This is a genomic window from Paenibacillus sp. OV219, from assembly GCF_900110075.1.
Classification (GTDB): Bacteria; Bacillota; Bacilli; order Paenibacillales; family Paenibacillaceae; genus Paenibacillus_Z.
Window position 1 is genome coordinate 170,188 of record NZ_FOCJ01000001.1, and the last position, 15,657, is coordinate 185,844.

General features: G+C 50.2%; 14 protein-coding genes. 9 read left to right on the top strand and 5 right to left on the bottom strand.

The window, feature by feature from the left end:
* The first annotated feature begins 24 nt into the window (after positions 1-24).
* Positions 25-1,041: an ROK family transcriptional regulator gene (locus tag BMY11_RS00680; protein WP_090572550.1), complete on the top strand. Its 1,017-nt coding sequence runs from the start codon at positions 25-27 to the stop codon at positions 1,039-1,041.
* A 14-nt stretch (positions 1,042-1,055) separates the two neighbouring features.
* Entirely contained in the window at positions 1,056-2,315 is a 1,260-nt protein-coding gene (locus BMY11_RS00685) for an MFS transporter (RefSeq protein WP_090572551.1), read from the top strand.
* Between the two features lie 70 nt (positions 2,316-2,385).
* Here the strand turns inward: BMY11_RS00685 and BMY11_RS00690 are convergent, their stop codons facing one another.
* Positions 2,386-3,627: a sensor histidine kinase gene (locus tag BMY11_RS00690; protein WP_090572552.1), complete on the bottom strand. Its 1,242-nt coding sequence runs from the start codon at positions 3,625-3,627 to the stop codon at positions 2,386-2,388.
* Entirely contained in the window at positions 3,627-4,307 is a 681-nt protein-coding gene (locus BMY11_RS00695; protein ID WP_090572553.1) for a response regulator transcription factor, read from the bottom strand. The genes BMY11_RS00690 and BMY11_RS00695 overlap by 1 nt, the downstream gene beginning before the upstream one ends.
* A gap of 226 nt (positions 4,308-4,533) precedes the next feature.
* Between BMY11_RS00695 and BMY11_RS00700 the strand changes: the two genes are divergently transcribed.
* Genes BMY11_RS00700 through BMY11_RS00710 form a run of 3 tightly spaced genes read left to right on the top strand, consistent with a single transcriptional unit; the run spans position 4,534 to position 8,226 of the window.
* The gene (locus tag BMY11_RS00700) at positions 4,534-5,316 is read left to right on the top strand and encodes a polyphosphate polymerase domain-containing protein (protein WP_090572554.1); all 783 of its coding nucleotides are present in this window, start codon (positions 4,534-4,536) and stop codon (positions 5,314-5,316) included.
* Positions 5,313-5,990 (top strand): DUF4956 domain-containing protein, encoded by a 678-nt coding sequence (locus BMY11_RS00705; RefSeq protein WP_090572555.1) that lies wholly within the window; start codon positions 5,313-5,315, stop codon positions 5,988-5,990. The genes BMY11_RS00700 and BMY11_RS00705 overlap by 4 nt, the downstream gene beginning before the upstream one ends.
* 16 nt (positions 5,991-6,006) lie before the next feature.
* Positions 6,007-8,226 carry a carbohydrate-binding domain-containing protein gene (locus BMY11_RS00710; RefSeq protein WP_090572556.1) on the top strand — a complete coding sequence of 740 codons (2,220 nt, stop codon included), beginning with the start codon at positions 6,007-6,009 and terminating at the stop codon, positions 8,224-8,226.
* A 746-nt stretch (positions 8,227-8,972) separates the two neighbouring features.
* Here the strand turns inward: BMY11_RS00710 and BMY11_RS00715 are convergent.
* The 3 genes from BMY11_RS00715 to BMY11_RS00725 form a co-directional block, all read right to left on the bottom strand.
* Complete coding sequence (locus tag BMY11_RS00715) at positions 8,973-9,470, bottom strand: nitroreductase family protein (protein ID WP_090573472.1); 498 nt, start codon at positions 9,468-9,470, stop codon at positions 8,973-8,975.
* Positions 9,471-9,640: 170 nt separating this feature from the next.
* Positions 9,641-10,708 carry a bifunctional glycosyltransferase family 2/GtrA family protein gene (locus tag BMY11_RS00720; RefSeq protein WP_090572557.1) on the bottom strand — a complete coding sequence of 356 codons (1,068 nt, stop codon included), beginning with the start codon at positions 10,706-10,708 and terminating at the stop codon, positions 9,641-9,643.
* A gap of 14 nt (positions 10,709-10,722) precedes the next feature.
* A complete protein-coding gene (locus BMY11_RS00725; RefSeq protein WP_090572558.1) occupies positions 10,723-11,706 on the bottom strand; it encodes a phosphodiester glycosidase family protein in 984 nt (327 codons plus the stop codon).
* Positions 11,707-12,015: 309 nt separating this feature from the next.
* On the opposite strand from BMY11_RS00725, the gene ahpC reads away from it, so the two are divergent.
* The 4 genes from ahpC to BMY11_RS00745 all read left to right on the top strand — a co-directional run bounded on the left by ahpC (position 12,016) and on the right by BMY11_RS00745 (position 15,532).
* Positions 12,016-12,579 (top strand): alkyl hydroperoxide reductase subunit C, encoded by a 564-nt coding sequence (gene ahpC / locus BMY11_RS00730; RefSeq protein ID WP_090572559.1) that lies wholly within the window; start codon positions 12,016-12,018, stop codon positions 12,577-12,579.
* Positions 12,580-12,591: 12 nt separating this feature from the next.
* Positions 12,592-14,121, top strand: coding sequence for an alkyl hydroperoxide reductase subunit F (gene ahpF, locus BMY11_RS00735; RefSeq protein ID WP_090572560.1), 1,530 nt, complete (start codon positions 12,592-12,594; stop codon positions 14,119-14,121).
* A gap of 193 nt (positions 14,122-14,314) precedes the next feature.
* Positions 14,315-14,707 (top strand): RidA family protein, encoded by a 393-nt coding sequence (locus BMY11_RS00740; protein WP_090572561.1) that lies wholly within the window; start codon positions 14,315-14,317, stop codon positions 14,705-14,707.
* A gap of 177 nt (positions 14,708-14,884) precedes the next feature.
* On the top strand, positions 14,885-15,532 hold the full coding sequence (locus BMY11_RS00745) for a TetR/AcrR family transcriptional regulator (protein WP_177182434.1): 648 nt from the start codon (positions 14,885-14,887) through the stop codon (positions 15,530-15,532).
* Positions 15,533-15,657 lie beyond the last annotated feature (125 nt).

Consider the following 15,657-nt stretch of genomic DNA (forward strand, 5'->3'; position numbering starts at 1 on the left):
GGATATAGAGGGGGGTTGACCGTGATGACGAATGAGCTTAAGACGCCAAAAGAACGTTTGATTTATCGGATACGCGCAGGACTCATCATGCTGGGAAGCGCCACGAAAGCAGAGCTCAGTCAGCGGCTTGGAATCAGCTTCCCGACAATTAGCAAGTTCATCGCACAGATGGAGAAGGACGGAGAAATCCGTTATTCAGGAGACGATGATTCCAGCGGAGGCAGAAGGGCAAGACGGTATTCCTATGATACCGAGTATATGCTTGGGTTAGCAGTCTTCGTCGAGAAGGATGAGACCAAATACTCGATATTTAACTGTGTCGGAGACATTATCGAACAAGGAACGAATCCAAGCGTGCTGCAGGAGGATACGGAGCTGCTCGCTAGCCTGATTGAAGATTTGATCGAGAAATACCCAAGGCTGCGTTCGGTCGCGATCGGTGTACCCGGCGCTGTAGATAATGGCAGAATTATCTATATACCGCCGTATAAGCAGTACCAGGATTATGATTTGAAAGAGGAATTCGAGGCCAGATTCCAAATCCCGTTCGTCGTAGAGAACGATATGAATGCTTCGGTGCTGGGGTATGCGTCGAACTTCGAGCTTGAGAACGAGTCGCTTGTGTATTTGTACTTCGGACAATACGGACCGGGTTCTGGAATCATGATTAATGGCGATGTCGTGCGTGGGAGCACGTTCTTCTCCGGTGAGATCTCACTCGTCCCGCAGTACGATAGCCATAATTTCCTGCAAGCGCTGCAGGGGGATGAGCCTCATCGCCGAATTGTACTTTCCGGGGACAATCAGATTGATGCCGTCGCCCGCTTAATCGCCACATTGGGCGCTATCCTCAACCCCCGGGCAGTTATCTTTAACGATGATGAGGTAGATGAAGAGCTGCTGGCAAGAATCGCAGAACGAAGCGTTGCATATATTCCACAAAAGCATTTGCCAACGCTCTTGATGAGCAACTGGAGGCAGGATTACTTGTCCGGCTTGCAGCATCTGGCGCTTAATCTCATGATTACGGAATGTTGCTAGGGGGGAGCTTGACGATGGCAACTATTTTTCTCGTATTGATCTATTTAGCGTTTATTAGCCTTGGAATTCCGGACTCGCTGCTTGGATCGGCGTGGCCTGTCATGCGGCCTGACCTTGGCGCAACATTTGGCTTCGCGGGAGTCTTGTCGATGGTTGTCGCTGGTGGGACAATCGTATCCAGTCTTGCATGCGGGAGCTTGGTTCAGCGTATGGGGACGGGAAGACTTACACTTGTCAGCTGCTGCCTGACCGCAGGAGCGCTGCTTGGTTTCTCCGTAGCACCTTCGCTAATTTGGTTCATCTTGCTGGCCATTCCACTGGGACTTGGCGCAGGCGCTATTGATGCGGCACTGAATCATTATGTAGCGGAGAACTATAAGGCCCATCACATGTCCTGGCTGCACTGCTTCTGGGGCGTGGGAGCAACGATGGGACCGATTATTATGAGCTATTATATTGCAGAGCATAACTCCTGGAGAAATGGCTACACAGCGGTATCGATCATCCAGTTCTCACTTGCCTTCCTGTTGCTCGTTACGCTCCCGTTATGGAAACGAGTCGCGAAGATTAGGGAGGCGCAGCGCCTAGGCAGCAAGAGCAAGGGTTCGCAGCTAGGTGACGACGGTGGTGAGGAATCCTCGGAATCCGCTCACGTTCTGCCAGTGGCAGGCAGCAGCTCCAAAGCAGGTGTGCTTCGGATAAAAGGGGTCAAACAGACGTTGATTGCCTTCTTCTTCTATTGTGGCGTTGAAGCTACGGTAGGGTTATGGGGCGCTAGCTATCTTGTCGGTGCGAGGGATATGACCGCCGAGTCAGCTGCTGGCTGGGTCTCGATATATTTTGGCGGAATTACAGTTGGCAGGTTAATTACCGGTTTCATTACGATGAAGATCCACAATCGGGTACTGATCCGGTGCGGACAGATGGTTGCCATTGCAGGCGGCCTTATGCTGTTTCTTCCTCTGCCGCAGCTCTTCTTGGTAGGGCTCGTTCTAATTGGGCTTGGGCTTGCTCCGATCTATCCCGGCTTGCTTCATGAAACGCCAGCGCGTTTCGGACGAGAGAGTGCTGCCAAGCTAATCGGATACCAGATGGCCGCCGCGTATACGGGAATCACATTGCTCCCGCCGCTATTCGGCTTTATTGCTTCACAGACGAACATCACGATTTTCCCATTCATTGTAGTTGCATTCCTTGTCATCATGCTGCTGAGCGCTGAGAAAGTGAACAGCTTGTTGAAACGAACACAGAACTTATCGACTATATCTAAATAAATCAAATCTTATTCAAGCTAAAAATAGGCGGGTCTCCTTGTTTGAAGGGGATCCGCCTTTATTTGTGTAGTTAGCCAAGTTGCACATAGAATGTGGTTTTCTCGCCCTGCATGCTCTTCGCATGAATTTTGCCCCGGTGATGCTCGACGATGGACTTTGCGATGGCGAGGCCAAGGCCGTAGCTGCCGTTCTTGCGGGTGCGAGAGGCGTCTCCTCGGTAGAAGCGATCGAAGATTTTGTCGATCTGATCGGCAGGAATGCCGGGACCGGTGTTGGTCATGGATAGCTGGATATGACCTTGATGTCGTTTGAGTGCAAGCTGAATGGAGCCGTTCGGGTTCGAGTATTTGATCGCATTATCAAGCAGGATCATGACGACTTGCTTCATCTGTTCACAATTGCCTGTAACGGACAGGTTCGGCTCAATGTCGTAATCCAAGTTAAGCTCCTTCTCGAATATGACGGCTTCCATCGTGAGAATGACGCTTTCCACCGCTTCGCTGAAGTCGAAAGGCACCTGAATCATACGCTCCCTGGCATCATCCATCTGAGTCAGATAGAGCAGATCATTCGTGAGCGTCTTCATCCGTTCGGTCTCCGATTTGATATGATGCAGCCACTTTACCTGCGTGTTGATCGTATCTTCGCCATTGGCAAGCAGCACATCTGCGTTCGTATTGATGACAGCCAGTGGGGTCTTCAGCTCGTGGGAAGCATCGGCGATAAACCGCTTCTGCTTCTCGAAAGCCTCCTTGACCGGAGCGATCGAGCGTCCAGCGAAGTAACGGCTAGCGAGATAGATAACACCAAGCATAACAACAGCTACTAAGGAGAATGTATAAGTCAGGGTCGTGAGAATGCTGTGCTGCGGCGTGACATCCATATAGTAAATCACATAGCCAGAAGGTACACTCGCTACGGTATATGCCCAGCGGCTGCCGGCTGTCGTAAACTGGCCGAACTCGGCAGGATCTGCCTCTGCTTTCTTCACGGCAGTCGTATAGAGGTCGCTATCCAGCTCGAAGCGAGATTCCTTGTGCGTAATGTTCCAACCCTTATCCGTTCGGATGGAGAAGGAGAGGGATGGCTCATGAAAATCCTTCGGAAAATTACCGTCCATTTTAGGATGATCATCCTTAGGACCACCGCCGTTCATTTTGCCAACATCGGCCATGCGCCTGATATCCATATGGATATCGTTCTGTACATTACGGTACGTGAACGCATAGATGGTTCCGAAGGCAGCGAGCATAATGAACGAGATAATGATCATGTTCATAAGCAGGAATCGGTTGCGAAGCTTGTTAAACATTATGAAGTCGCCTCCTCAAGCACATACCCGACGCCGCGAATCGTGTTGATCCGAACCGATGAATGGAGAAAAGCAAGCTTTTTCCGCAGAAACGAGATGTAAACCTCCACGTTATTGTGCTCCGCCTCTGAGTCAAAGCCCCACAGCTTCTCGATAATTTGCTCCTTAGACGTTACCGATTGTTTTCTCGTCATCATCAGCTCGAGCAGCTGGCTTTCTTTCAATATAATCTTCAATTCTTTGCCTTTGCAGGTGAGCTTCAGATGCCCCGGATTCAGCTCGATGTCACCGAATCGGGGGCCGTCCTCCGGCACCACCTCGCCTTTGCGCCTTAGCGCAGCACGCATTCGTGCGAGCAGTTCACCGGTCGAGAAGGGCTTGGCCACATAATCGTCCGCTCCGTAATCGAGCCCGGCAATTTTATCAGGCTCCTCGCCTTTTGCCGTCAGCAGGATAACCGGCACCGGATTTCCTTGCTTTCGAAGCGACTTGAGCAGCGTTATTCCATCCATGCCAGGAAGCATAATATCCAGCAATATTAAATCGTGAATGCCGCTCAGCGCATGATCGAGTCCCTCAAGACCGTCATGAGCGACATCAACCGCATAATTCTCCTTCATTAATATCTGCGTGAGCGCCTCCGCGAGATTAACCTCGTCTTCTACTATAAGGATCCGCATAGCTCCCACCTCCTCCTTAAGTCATGCTTCTACCTTAAATAAGAAACCTTTAATCTACCTTAAGTTATTATAGATGGCTTGCTGTTCATGTTCCAATGGCCATGCTGCAGAAAAATGTTTACACCGCCTTAACAATTTAAGTTTCGTTAAAGGTTCGCGCTTTAAGCTACAGACATGGAAAGGCGGCGGAAACGCCAAAGAGGAACAGGAAGGGAGCTTAGGGCAAATGGCGATTGAAGTATTTAACCGATACGAGAACAAGTACTTGATGGATACGAGCACCTTCAAGAACCTTTATAACCGATTGATGGCTCATATGGAGCTGGACGCGTACAACAAGAACGATCAGTACTATTCCATTAGTAATCTGTATTATGACACCGAGCATCATTCGCTCATTCGAACGAGTTTATCAAAGACGAAGTACAGGGAGAAGCTGCGTGTTCGAGCATACGGCGTGCCGGAAGCGGATGCGAAAGTATACCTGGAGTTGAAAAAGAAAGTGTTCGGTCTCGTCAATAAACGGCGGACATCGCTTACGCTGAGTGAGGCGTATGACTTCGTTCGGACCGGGCAAGCGCCGGCGTATCGGGAAGGGATGAATCGGCAGGTTATTCAGGAGATCGAGTACTTCTTATCAAGATACGAGCTGCAGCCCATGATGTATCTGGCTTATGACCGAATCGCGATGTTCTGTAGAGGGAATCGGGGCTTGCGAATTACGTTCGATACGAATATCCGCTCGCGGCGCTATGATTTGCAGCTGGAGGCAGGCGACTACGGTGATCAGTTGATGGAGGAAGGCCAGTGGCTCATGGAAGTGAAGGCGGAGAAGACGATTCCAGTATGGCTGTCTAAGCTGTTGTCTGAGCTTCAGATGTACCGGACCAGCTTCTCGAAATATGGCAACGAATATAAAAAGTCGATTCGCGGCGCGAAAGCGGATGCGGTAACGAGTGCAAGCATAATGAACGACCAATCAATCCAAAAGGAGCTAATTCTCATATGATCGAATCACTATTCTCCACAACCGCAGGAGCGGAGCTAACCTTTGCCGATGCGATCTTATCTTTTGCGATCGCGATCCTGCTTGGAGGCATTATTAGTTTCACCTATATGAAGACCCAGCGTACGTACTCCCCCAGCTTCACGCTTACGATGATGATATTACCGGTAATTGTTGCCATTATCATTATGCTGATCGGCAGCAATATTGCCCGCGCCTTCAGTCTTGCCGGGGCATTCTCGATTATTCGGTTCCGCAGTGCGCCAGGGGATTCCAAGGATATCTCGTACGTGTTGTTCTCAATGGCGGCAGGACTCGCTTGCGGCGTAGGCGCTTACGGTTATGCTGTGCTATTCATCGTTCTGTTATGTGTATTGATGTTTGTTCTGAATGCATTGAAGTTCGGGGCGAACAAGGAGCTTTACAAAACATTGAAGGTGACGATTCCGGAAAACTTGGGCTACGAGGAAGCGCTAGGCGAGGTTTTCGTGAAGCATGATGTTGAATACGAACTGAAAAAAGTACGCACGACCGAGCTTGGCAGTCTGTATGAGCTTGTTTATTCTGTGAAGCTTGGTCCGAATACGAATCAGAAGGAACTGCTCGACGCCGTTCGAACGCGTAATGGCAATCTGGATATAACGCTTACTATGAGTCCTGTTGTCCAGGACTACTAAGAGAGGTTGATTATAAATGAAACGATTGAATAGTCCAAAAATGATTTCGATATTGCTATTTAGTGCGATATTGGCGGCAGGGTGCAGCTCGAATGATCCGAACATAGCCGGAAGTTCTAACACAACCAACACGGCTGTAGCTGCTGACGCTGGTGTTGAGACGGCTTCAGCTTCCGCTTCGGCGGCGCAGCGGGCGGAATCGTCTGCTGCAGCAATTAAGTTGGCTAGCGAGGATGTGAGCAAGCTCGCAGGCTTTGACGAGAATGATGCGCTCACTGGCTGGAGCGCGGATAGCTCGACGGCAATTGCGTTTAGCGGCGCAAGTGCCAGTGTCAGCGGATCTGGGGCGAGCGCCGATCGCGGCGTCGTTACGATCAAGGAAGCGGGTACTTATGTCGTGAACGGTGCAGTATCGGCTGGGCAGCTAGTCGTGGAAGCGCCTGAGGATGCGGTTGTTCATCTTGTTTTGAACGGGACGCAGATTACGAATAACAATGGTCCTGCAATCTATGTGAAAGAAGCGGAGAAGACGATTGTGACGCTGCAGGATGGCACAGACAACCAGGTGGTTGATGGTGCCACGTACGTAGACACGTCGGAGGAAGCGCCTACTGCGACAATCTACAGCAAAGGTGATCTGACATTTAACGGCAAGGGTAAGCTGAGTGTTCAAGGCAGCGCGAAAGACGGGATTACAAGCAAGGATGATTTGAAGATCATGAGCGGTACTTTTGAAGTGAAGTCGGCGGATGATGGTATTGTCGGCCGTGACTTGCTAGCTGTGAAGGATGGCTCGATGATTACTGTGGCTGCCGGCGGAGATGGTATGAAGACTACGAATGACGCTGATGATAAAGACAAAGGCTATGTTGCAATAGCAGGCGGGACATTCAACATCAAGTCTGCAAAAGACAGCATACAGGCGGCTTCTTCCATTCTAATCGGCGAAGGTACATTTGAACTTGTAGCTGGCGGCGGCAGCGCGGCTTCCACAAAGGTGCATGAGGACGACCGGATGCGCGGTGGCTTCGGTCAGATGCAGTCGGGCAAGGATAAGGATGCGAAAGTGGCTACGGGTGTAAGTGTGAAAGCAAGTGCGGATTCGGGTGCAAATGTAAAATCAGACACGGATTCCGCAACAGCTGCTGCGGAAACGGAAGCTTCCGGTGCGAAGGCAATAAAGGCCGCAGTTAATGTTGCGATTGCCGGCGGCAGTTTCAAGATTGACGCGGCGGATGATGCCGTTCACAGCAATGACAATGTTGTGCTAGCAGGCGGCGACTATCAAATTGCATCCGGGGATGATGGCTTGCATGCAGATGGCGTCACTTCGATTGCAGGCGGAACGGTGAACATCACCAAGAGCTATGAAGGAATTGAAGGCGCGGATATTACGATTTCTGGCGGCGATACTCATGTAACTGCAAGCGATGACGGCGTCAATGTGGGCGGCGGCAATGACAGCTCCGGCGGTGGCGGCGGAGATATGTTCAGCGCTACTGACGGCATGCTGACTATTAGCGGTGGTTACCTATATGTAGATGCGGCAGGCGATGGCCTAGATTCCAACGGCTCCGCTGTCATGACAGGCGGTACGGCAGTCGTGAACGGGCCGACGGAGAACAATAATGCTCCGCTCGATTTTAACGGCAACTTCGTGCAATCAGGCGGCAAGCTCATTGCAGCGGGCAGTGCGGGCATGGCGCAAGCACCATCCGAGACATCCTCGCAGCTTGCAGTCATGATGACATTCCCGAGTACGCTGGAAGCGGGCACGACTGTAACGCTTACCGATAGTGCGGGTGCAGTCATTGCCGTATTCCAGCCGTCGAAGACGTTCAGGAGCATCGTCATCTCTTCGCCTGAACTGAAGAGCGGCGAGTCGTACACGATTTCGACTGGCGGTACAGCAAGCGGTACACCGACTGATGGATTGTACGATAGCGCTTCGGTTAGCGCCAGCACCAAAGTCGTTACATTCAAGATGGGCGACAAAGTCACCTATGTGAATGAATCCGGTGTAACAACAGCCAATTCGGGCGGCTTCGGCGGCGGTCCCGGAGGCGGCCGCGGCGGTCAAGGCGGACCAGATGGACAAGGCGGTCCCGGTGGACCGGACGGACAAGGCGGTCCGGGTGGACCAGACAGTCAAGGCGGTCAAGGTGCGCCAGATGCGCCGCCTGAAGCATCAAGTGGCGGCACGAGTGATTCGACAGGCACGGATTCGGCTGCCTGAGGCAGGAAAGCCATTTCCCAGAGATTCGGGGAAATGGCTTTTTGTTTGCGGCGGCAGCGTTATGAAGTGAAAAGTGGCTCGCTGGAAGTGGGGGAGTGTGAATCGGGTGATGAGAGGATGTGTCCTCTCTCAGGTGCGAGAGCGGCGTGGGGGCCGGAAAAGCGGTAATCGCGTGATGAGAGAGGGAATATCCTCTCTCGGGTCCGATGGCGGTAATGGCGGCGGTTAGCTAGCAACTGAGAGATCATATACGTTCTCTCGTGTGAGAAATCACGGGACAATCGTGCTGAGAGAACATATACGTGCTCTCGGAGTAAGAAAGGGTCTCGAAAGGTATTGAAAGACTGCCGAGAGAACACATATGTGCTCTCAGCAAAAAATAGCCGGAGAAAGTACGCTGAGAGCACAAATAGGTTCTCTCAGTGAGCAATACACACTGGAAACGAGGTTAGCGTGCAGCTGAGAGTCATGAAACATGACTTTCGAGTGGCGCAGCAGACGAAATCACGTGTGAGAGTCGTGAAACCCGACTCTCAGCCAATGAGGTTCGTTTAGCGTGCAGCTTAATCCGGAGGGCGGTGTTCCAATCCAAGAGGGTATGCGGAGTTAAGTAGTCTGATGAACGAGCTGGCGCTCGAGGCTATAGAGGCGCATAAATCCACCTCGGGCAAGCCGTCCACTCCAAATGCAAAAAAGCTTAGAGTCGCATTGACTCTAAGCTTTTTCGCATACTACGGGCATCATAATTAAGGTAAATGAGTCATTTTGGAGGCAATCGGAGTTCTTGGTCTCGCGACCGGCTCTTCTGCGGGATATCCAACGCCAAGGATGCCGATTACGTCGTATCCTTCTTGAACGCTAAGGAGAGCACGATTGTGAGGTAGCGCGCCGAGTGAAGCCCAATACACGCCGGCGCCTGCTTCGTGGGCGCCCAGCAAGAAGTTCTGAACGAAACAGGATACAGCCATGACATTCTCGTCGCGCTCGAAAGGCGTTGCGGCAGGTTTGGACAGAACCGCAAGTAGGACCGGCGCATTGCCGAAGTTCGTCTTGTGGTTTAATTTCGCCCTCGTCTCCGGTCCGATCAAGAGAATTTCCCAAGGCTCGTTCATCCGGTGGTTAGGTGCGAAGCTTGCCGCTTCTAGCCAGGCGATTAAGTCCGCCTCGCGAATCGGATCCGGCTTGAATGATTTAATTGTGCGGCGTGTTCGTATGGCTTCAATTATGCTCGTCGTATTTGTCATCGACATTTTCATCATCTCCATTCATCTCATTCGCTTCTTCGTATACATACGTATACAAAGAATGTATGTATACAAATGTATGCCAACTGCGGCGAAGTCAAGCTGCTGCAAAGGTTCAGAAAAAACACCAGTTGCGCATCTTGAGATGCGAACTGGTGATTTACAATGCATTAAGAGGCATGCTTTCTCATGCGGCTTGCAGAGGATCCAGTAAGGCGTTCCGCCTGAAAGACGAATTGCCGCTGCGACCAGAAGCTGAATACGAACAAGGTTCCTTCTGTAAGCAGCTTGGCTACAATCAGGGGGAGTCCCAAGCTTTCATTATAGAGGTACATGAAGCCATAATTGAACATCAAGATGAGAACGACGAGTGCAAAATATTTTGGTGCTGATGAGAGAACCGATGGCTTCTGCTTCTTATTAAAGACGAATCGCCGGTTCATCGAGTAGTTAAAGACGGAGCTGCCTACCCTTGCGCCGGCTACCGATACGAGAAGACTGCCTGTAGCGAGCTGAAGAAGGAAGAGGAGCACAAAGTCGAGCAGTGCAGAGAGGACAGACGATGAGCAAAATTTCACAATTGGCGCATACACCTTAACCGAGTCGGCGATAGGGCGGAAATGCGATGATTTATTTTGCTCCAAATAGATCGTATCAATCGGCACCTCATACATCCGGATGCCCTCCTCCTGAACCGCCAGCAGCATGTTCATCTCATATTCGAAGCGCTCTCCGGGAATTTGGCATAGCCAATCCAGCATGGACGCGGAGAATCCGCGCAAGCCGGTCTGCGTATCCTGGATGCGGCATCCGGTCGTCAGCGTGTACACCATTCGGGTAGCGCTATTGCCGAAACGGCTGCGGAATGGGACCTTGCCTGTAAAATATCTGCAGCCCAGTATGAGCTCATTCGGATGTTCGTCCACAGCAGCTATGATTCGCATAATATCAGAAGGCAGATGCTGCCCGTCGCTGTCTGCGCAGACGACGCCTTCTGTTGAGCCAATTTCAATTAAATGGTGGAAGCCCGTCTTTAGCGCTAGCCCCTTGCCTTGATTAGTCGGATGGATAAGCACGGTGCATCCGGCAGCACAGGCTATGTTAAATAGATCACGATAAGCCTCGCCGCTGCCGTCATCGACAACGACGATATGCATGCTGCTATCCATCCTCTGTAAATTGGCAATTAATTCAAGAAGACGATGGTCAGGTTCATACGCTGGAATCAATACAGTCATTTGCTTCTTCCTCCTTATTCACCGAGATAGATAATATCGCTGACACCGCGCTCATTACCGTTGCTGCCTGGGCTGTTAACGACGCGGCCCATAAAGTACATCGTGGATGAACCGCCGCCGTCGAGATTGTAGGCTTCGGTTGCGCCTAGCCCCTTAAAGAGCTGAGCGAATTCATTCAGTGTTACACCTCTGCTGTCTTCTTGCCGACCATCGACGACAACGAAGACATAATGGTTCGGCGAGATGATACCAATGCCCGTACGCGGGTTCGCATCGTCGATCGAGCGGTTACCGAAGTTCGTATCAATCTTCACATTATCGAGATCCGTACTCGCTTCGCCATCCTTAATCAGTGCAGGGCCGAACGAGAACGTATTCGTGACGCCCGCGGCAAGCAGCTCATCAGCTGACACTTCTTCTTCGTTGTACGATTTCATCGTGCCGTCACTGTATAGCGCCAATCCCACTCGGGCTGGCTCGTTCCTATATAAAGTGCCGTTACGAATGATGACTCCATCATTTCGGAAGCCATAATAATCGCCGTTTATCGCGAGAATCGCGTTATTCGATGATGCGATCTCCGAGGTAACCTCGGTAATGTTGCGCCCGAATGCGTTGTCTGCGAAGGCCGTCAGCAGATGTGTTGCATCCTTGGCCTGCACATCAGCGACATAATAGGTGACTTTGTCATCGCCTGATCCTGTCACCACTTTCTTGATTGCAATGCTCATATCATCGCTGCTGTAGTTCCAATCGTCGCTCGTTGCATTTTTCGACCCAGCTTGATTGGTTGTTGATGTGCCTTCTGTTGCTGCCGAGGCTGTAGCAGAAGAAGCAGGAGCGGTCCCGCTCGCCTTCACAGGCTGAACGATAACCTCAACATGCTCGATCAAGTAGCGGTCCGCCAATCCATATAGGACTGTACCGACAATCGTTAAGGATAGGGTCAAGCCGATAATGAGTCTTCGCCGCGATTTTCTTTTCTTTGGATGATTCATCTGTAAGTCACTCCTCATAAGCCATAAGCTCTTGCGATACCTTTACAATAGGCGAGGTAACTTAAATGCAGCTTAAATGAAATTCCGAACGTCAAAAAGCCCGTCCACTAGCATTAGCTGACCGGGATTTTGTATAATGAACAAGAGATGGACAATACTAGCAGATGGCAAACAAGGTCTTTGGTCTCGAAATGGCGTAATTGAAAATAGTTATCAGTTAGAGGCGAAAAAGGCTTGACAAAAAGCCGTCTGAGAATTAATATCAGTTTAGAATTATTTTAAATAAACACTCTCTAGGAGGAAATATCAATGTCTCTAATCGGAAAAGAAGTACTACCATTTAAAGCTCAAGCTTTCCAAGGCGGAAAATTCATCGAAGTAACGGAACAGAACCTTAAAGGCCAATGGAGCGTTGTTTGCTTCTACCCAGCTGACTTCACATTCGTATGCCCAACTGAGCTTGGCGACCTGCAAGATCAGTATGCAACTTTGAAATCTCTTGGTGTTGAAGTGTACTCCGTATCGACAGATACTCACTTCACTCACAAAGCATGGCACGACAACTCGGATACAATCCGCAAAATCGAATACATTATGATCGGCGATCCTTCGCACACAATCTCCCGCAACTTCGACGTATTGATCGAAGAAGCTGGTCTGGCTGACCGCGGTACGTTCATCATCGATCCAGATGGCGTTATCCAAACGGTTGAAATCAGCGCTGGCGGCATCGGCCGTGATGCAAGCACGCTCGTAAACAAAATCAAAGCAGCTCAATACGTTCGTAACAATCCAGGTGAAGTTTGCCCAGCGAAATGGCAAGAAGGCGGCGCTACACTTAAGCCGGGCCTTGACCTCGTAGGTAAAATCTAAGGAGCGATCCTAATGGTGTTAGATCCCGAGATTAAAGCACAATTACAACAGTATCTTGCTTTGATGGAAGGCGACGTGCTCATCAAAGTTCAAACCGGCGATGATCAAGTATCGAAAGATATCCTTGAGCTGATGGATGAACTGACGAGCATGACTTCCCGCGTCAAGGTCGAGAAAGCGGATCTACCGAGAACGCCAAGCTTCAGTGTGAACCGTCCAGGTGAAGACACAGGCATTGCGTTCGCCGGTATACCGCTCGGCCATGAGTTTACTTCTTTCGTGCTCGCGCTGCTGCAAGTCAGCGGCCGGGCTCCGAAAGTGGAGCAGGAAGTTATCGATCAGATTAAGCGCATCAAAGGTGAATTCCAGTTTGAATCGTTCATCAGCTTAAGCTGCCATAACTGCCCGGATGTCGTGCAGGCGCTGAACTTGATGAGTGTTCTCAATCCAGGGATTTCGCACACGATGATCGACGGCGCTGTATTTAAAGACGAAGCCGAGAGAAGAGACGTGATGGCTGTGCCATCCGTGTATTTGAACGGCGAATTCTTCGGCGGCGGCCGTATGACGATCGAAGAGATTTTGGCGAAGGTCGACACGAACCGTGACGATTCGGAGCTGTTCAATAAAGAACCGTACGACGTGCTCGTTGTCGGCGGCGGTCCTGCTGGCGCAAGCGCAGCGATCTATGCAGCCCGTAAAGGGATTCGCACAGGTATCGTCGCTGAGCGTTTCGGCGGCCAGGTGATGGACACTGTAGGCATCGAGAACTTCATTAGCTTGAAGTACACCGAAGGTCCGAAGCTTGCAGCAAGTCTCGAAGAGCATGTGAAGGAATACAACGTTGATGTGATGAAGCTTCAAAAGGCGAAACGTCTCGAGAAGAAGGAACTCATCGAGGTTGAGCTTGAGAACGGCGCTGTCCTGCGCAGTAAGACGGTTATCCTGTCCACAGGTGCCCGTTGGCGTAATGTTGGCGTTCCGGGTGAAGCGGAGTTCAAGAACAAGGGCGTAGCCTATTGCCCGCACTGCGACGGCCCATTGTTTATCGGTAAGCGCGTAGCGGTCATCGGCGGCGGCAACTCCGGTATCGAGGCGGCAATCGACCTCGCGGGTATCGTCAGCCATGTTACTGTTCTGGAATTTCTTCCGGAGCTCAAGGCGGATGCGGTGCTTCAAGAGCGTCTGTACAGCCTGCCTAACGTAACGGTTCATAAGAACGTTCAGACGAAGGAAATTACGGGTACGGACAAAGTAAACGGAATTACCTACATCGAACGTGATACCGGCGGCGAGCAGCATGTCGAGCTCGAAGGCGTATTCGTTCAAATCGGTCTTGTTCCGAACACAGATTGGCTTGGCGAAGACATCGAGCGTACGCGCATGGGCGAAATCGTGGTGAACAGCCACGGCTCAACGACCGTTCCTGGCGTGTTCGCAGCAGGTGACTGCACGAACAGTCCTTTCAAGCAAATTATTATTTCGATGGGATCAGGCGCGACAGCAGCACTTGGCGCATTCGATTATCTAATCCGGAATTAATCTCTGACTTATATCGTATTGGGGCCGTCCCGCACTTTGGTGTGGGGCGGCTTTTTTAGCTAGTCGGATCATTTTTATCCACTAAGAGAGCGGCAACTGCTAGTCATTGTCCACTTCGTTATGCTAAGGTGAAACCGTCGGCAATTTCTTCCATGCCGCGAATCGTCTTGCCAACAGAGGAGGAATACTAATAATGTCCAAAGCCATTTGGTCCGAACAAGCGCCGCAATTCCCATTGCCGTTCTCTCATGCAGTAATCGCAGGTGACTTCGTGTATGTAGCTGGGCAGGTCGGCGTATTCCCGTATACCCGTGAAATCGCAGGGAACACCATTGAGGAGCAAACGAAACAAACGATTGCTAACATCGAAATAATACTGAAGACAGTGGGGCTAACGCTCGACCACATTGTGAAGATGGATGTCCATTTAAGCAAATCGGAGGATTTACCAGCTTACAATAAAACCTATTCAGAGCTGTTCAATCAACCCTATCCCGCCAGAACGACTGTTGTGAGCGGAATTGGCGACTATCTGATTGAAGTCGATTGTGTTGCTTATGCGCCGCAGCCGCGCAGCAGAGGATAAGGCTCGACTTAGAAAGCGAGGCGTCAACGAGACTTTATTTGTTCTCGCGGATGCCTCTATTTCGCTGCGTCCTGGGCGATGCCCTCATAGTTATTTAGAATAGCGGAGCGGTGAGGGGTTGAAAAGAAGCTCATAACAAGGTTATTGTTAATATAACGATTGGGGGGAAGCAAATTGGTGCTCGAAGTAAATTACGATGAGAGTAAAACGAAGCATATCCAGCGAAATAAAATATTGAATCAAGCGTTCCGTTTGTTTCTCGAGAAAGGCATTCAGAATGTGACGATGCAGGATATCGCAGAGGCAGCTTTCATTCAACGCCGGACGCTGTATTTTTATTACAAGAGTAAAGATGATGTCGCACTCGAATTAATTAAGTGTACGATGTCGGAATTCAGAAAGATAACGTCAGAATTGAAGATTCCCACTTATTTAACGACAGGCTTTGCCCGAATTGAATTTATACTGAACGCTTACTTGGACTACTTCCTCCATAACGAAGAGCTTATTCTGTTCACCGTTCATTCCGATTATTATTTTCACAAAAGCTACAGCAATGAACATGAGGAATCATCCTTCACGTCCTTCTATGAAGAGAGCCGACGCTCGATTCAGCAAGAGCTAAACCGTGGCATTGAAGACGGAAGCATCAAAGAAAAGTACGCGAAAAATATCGAAGAAATATTTTTCATCTCAGCGTCTGCAATTCTGTCACTTACACAACGCTTGCTTTATAGGGGAGAGATTATTAAGAGCGAATCCGGCTATGATCGAAAGAGCCTGTCGCTTCTGGTGGATGTCATATTGCAAGGTCTTAAAGCATGATGAAGAAGTCCATTTTAGAGATGGATTTTTTTACTCCTAAAAATATTCACAAAGTGAGAAAATATTATTGATTATTTGCTCTGTGTGGGATAATATAAAGACCTAAGATCAGGAGGGGGAACTAT

What these genes read in the sequence shown, in the direction of transcription:
- BMY11_RS00680 (WP_090572550.1), top strand. Translation starts at nt 25, where the DNA reads ATGACGAATGAGCTTAAGACGCCAAAAGAACGTTTGATTTATCGGATA.
- BMY11_RS00685 (WP_090572551.1), top strand. Translation starts at nt 1,056, where the DNA reads ATGGCAACTATTTTTCTCGTATTGATCTATTTAGCGTTTATTAGCCTT.
- BMY11_RS00690 (WP_090572552.1), bottom strand. Translation starts at nt 3,627, where the DNA reads ATGTTTAACAAGCTTCGCAACCGATTCCTGCTTATGAACATGATCATT.
- BMY11_RS00695 (WP_090572553.1), bottom strand. Translation starts at nt 4,307, where the DNA reads ATGCGGATCCTTATAGTAGAAGACGAGGTTAATCTCGCGGAGGCGCTC.
- BMY11_RS00700 (WP_090572554.1), top strand. Translation starts at nt 4,534, where the DNA reads ATGGCGATTGAAGTATTTAACCGATACGAGAACAAGTACTTGATGGAT.
- BMY11_RS00705 (WP_090572555.1), top strand. Translation starts at nt 5,313, where the DNA reads ATGATCGAATCACTATTCTCCACAACCGCAGGAGCGGAGCTAACCTTT.
- BMY11_RS00710 (WP_090572556.1), top strand. Translation starts at nt 6,007, where the DNA reads ATGAAACGATTGAATAGTCCAAAAATGATTTCGATATTGCTATTTAGT.
- BMY11_RS00715 (WP_090573472.1), bottom strand. Translation starts at nt 9,470, where the DNA reads ATGACAAATACGACGAGCATAATTGAAGCCATACGAACACGCCGCACA.
- BMY11_RS00720 (WP_090572557.1), bottom strand. Translation starts at nt 10,708, where the DNA reads ATGACTGTATTGATTCCAGCGTATGAACCTGACCATCGTCTTCTTGAA.
- BMY11_RS00725 (WP_090572558.1), bottom strand. Translation starts at nt 11,706, where the DNA reads ATGAATCATCCAAAGAAAAGAAAATCGCGGCGAAGACTCATTATCGGC.
- ahpC (WP_090572559.1), top strand. Translation starts at nt 12,016, where the DNA reads ATGTCTCTAATCGGAAAAGAAGTACTACCATTTAAAGCTCAAGCTTTC.
- ahpF (WP_090572560.1), top strand. Translation starts at nt 12,592, where the DNA reads ATGGTGTTAGATCCCGAGATTAAAGCACAATTACAACAGTATCTTGCT.
- BMY11_RS00740 (WP_090572561.1), top strand. Translation starts at nt 14,315, where the DNA reads ATGTCCAAAGCCATTTGGTCCGAACAAGCGCCGCAATTCCCATTGCCG.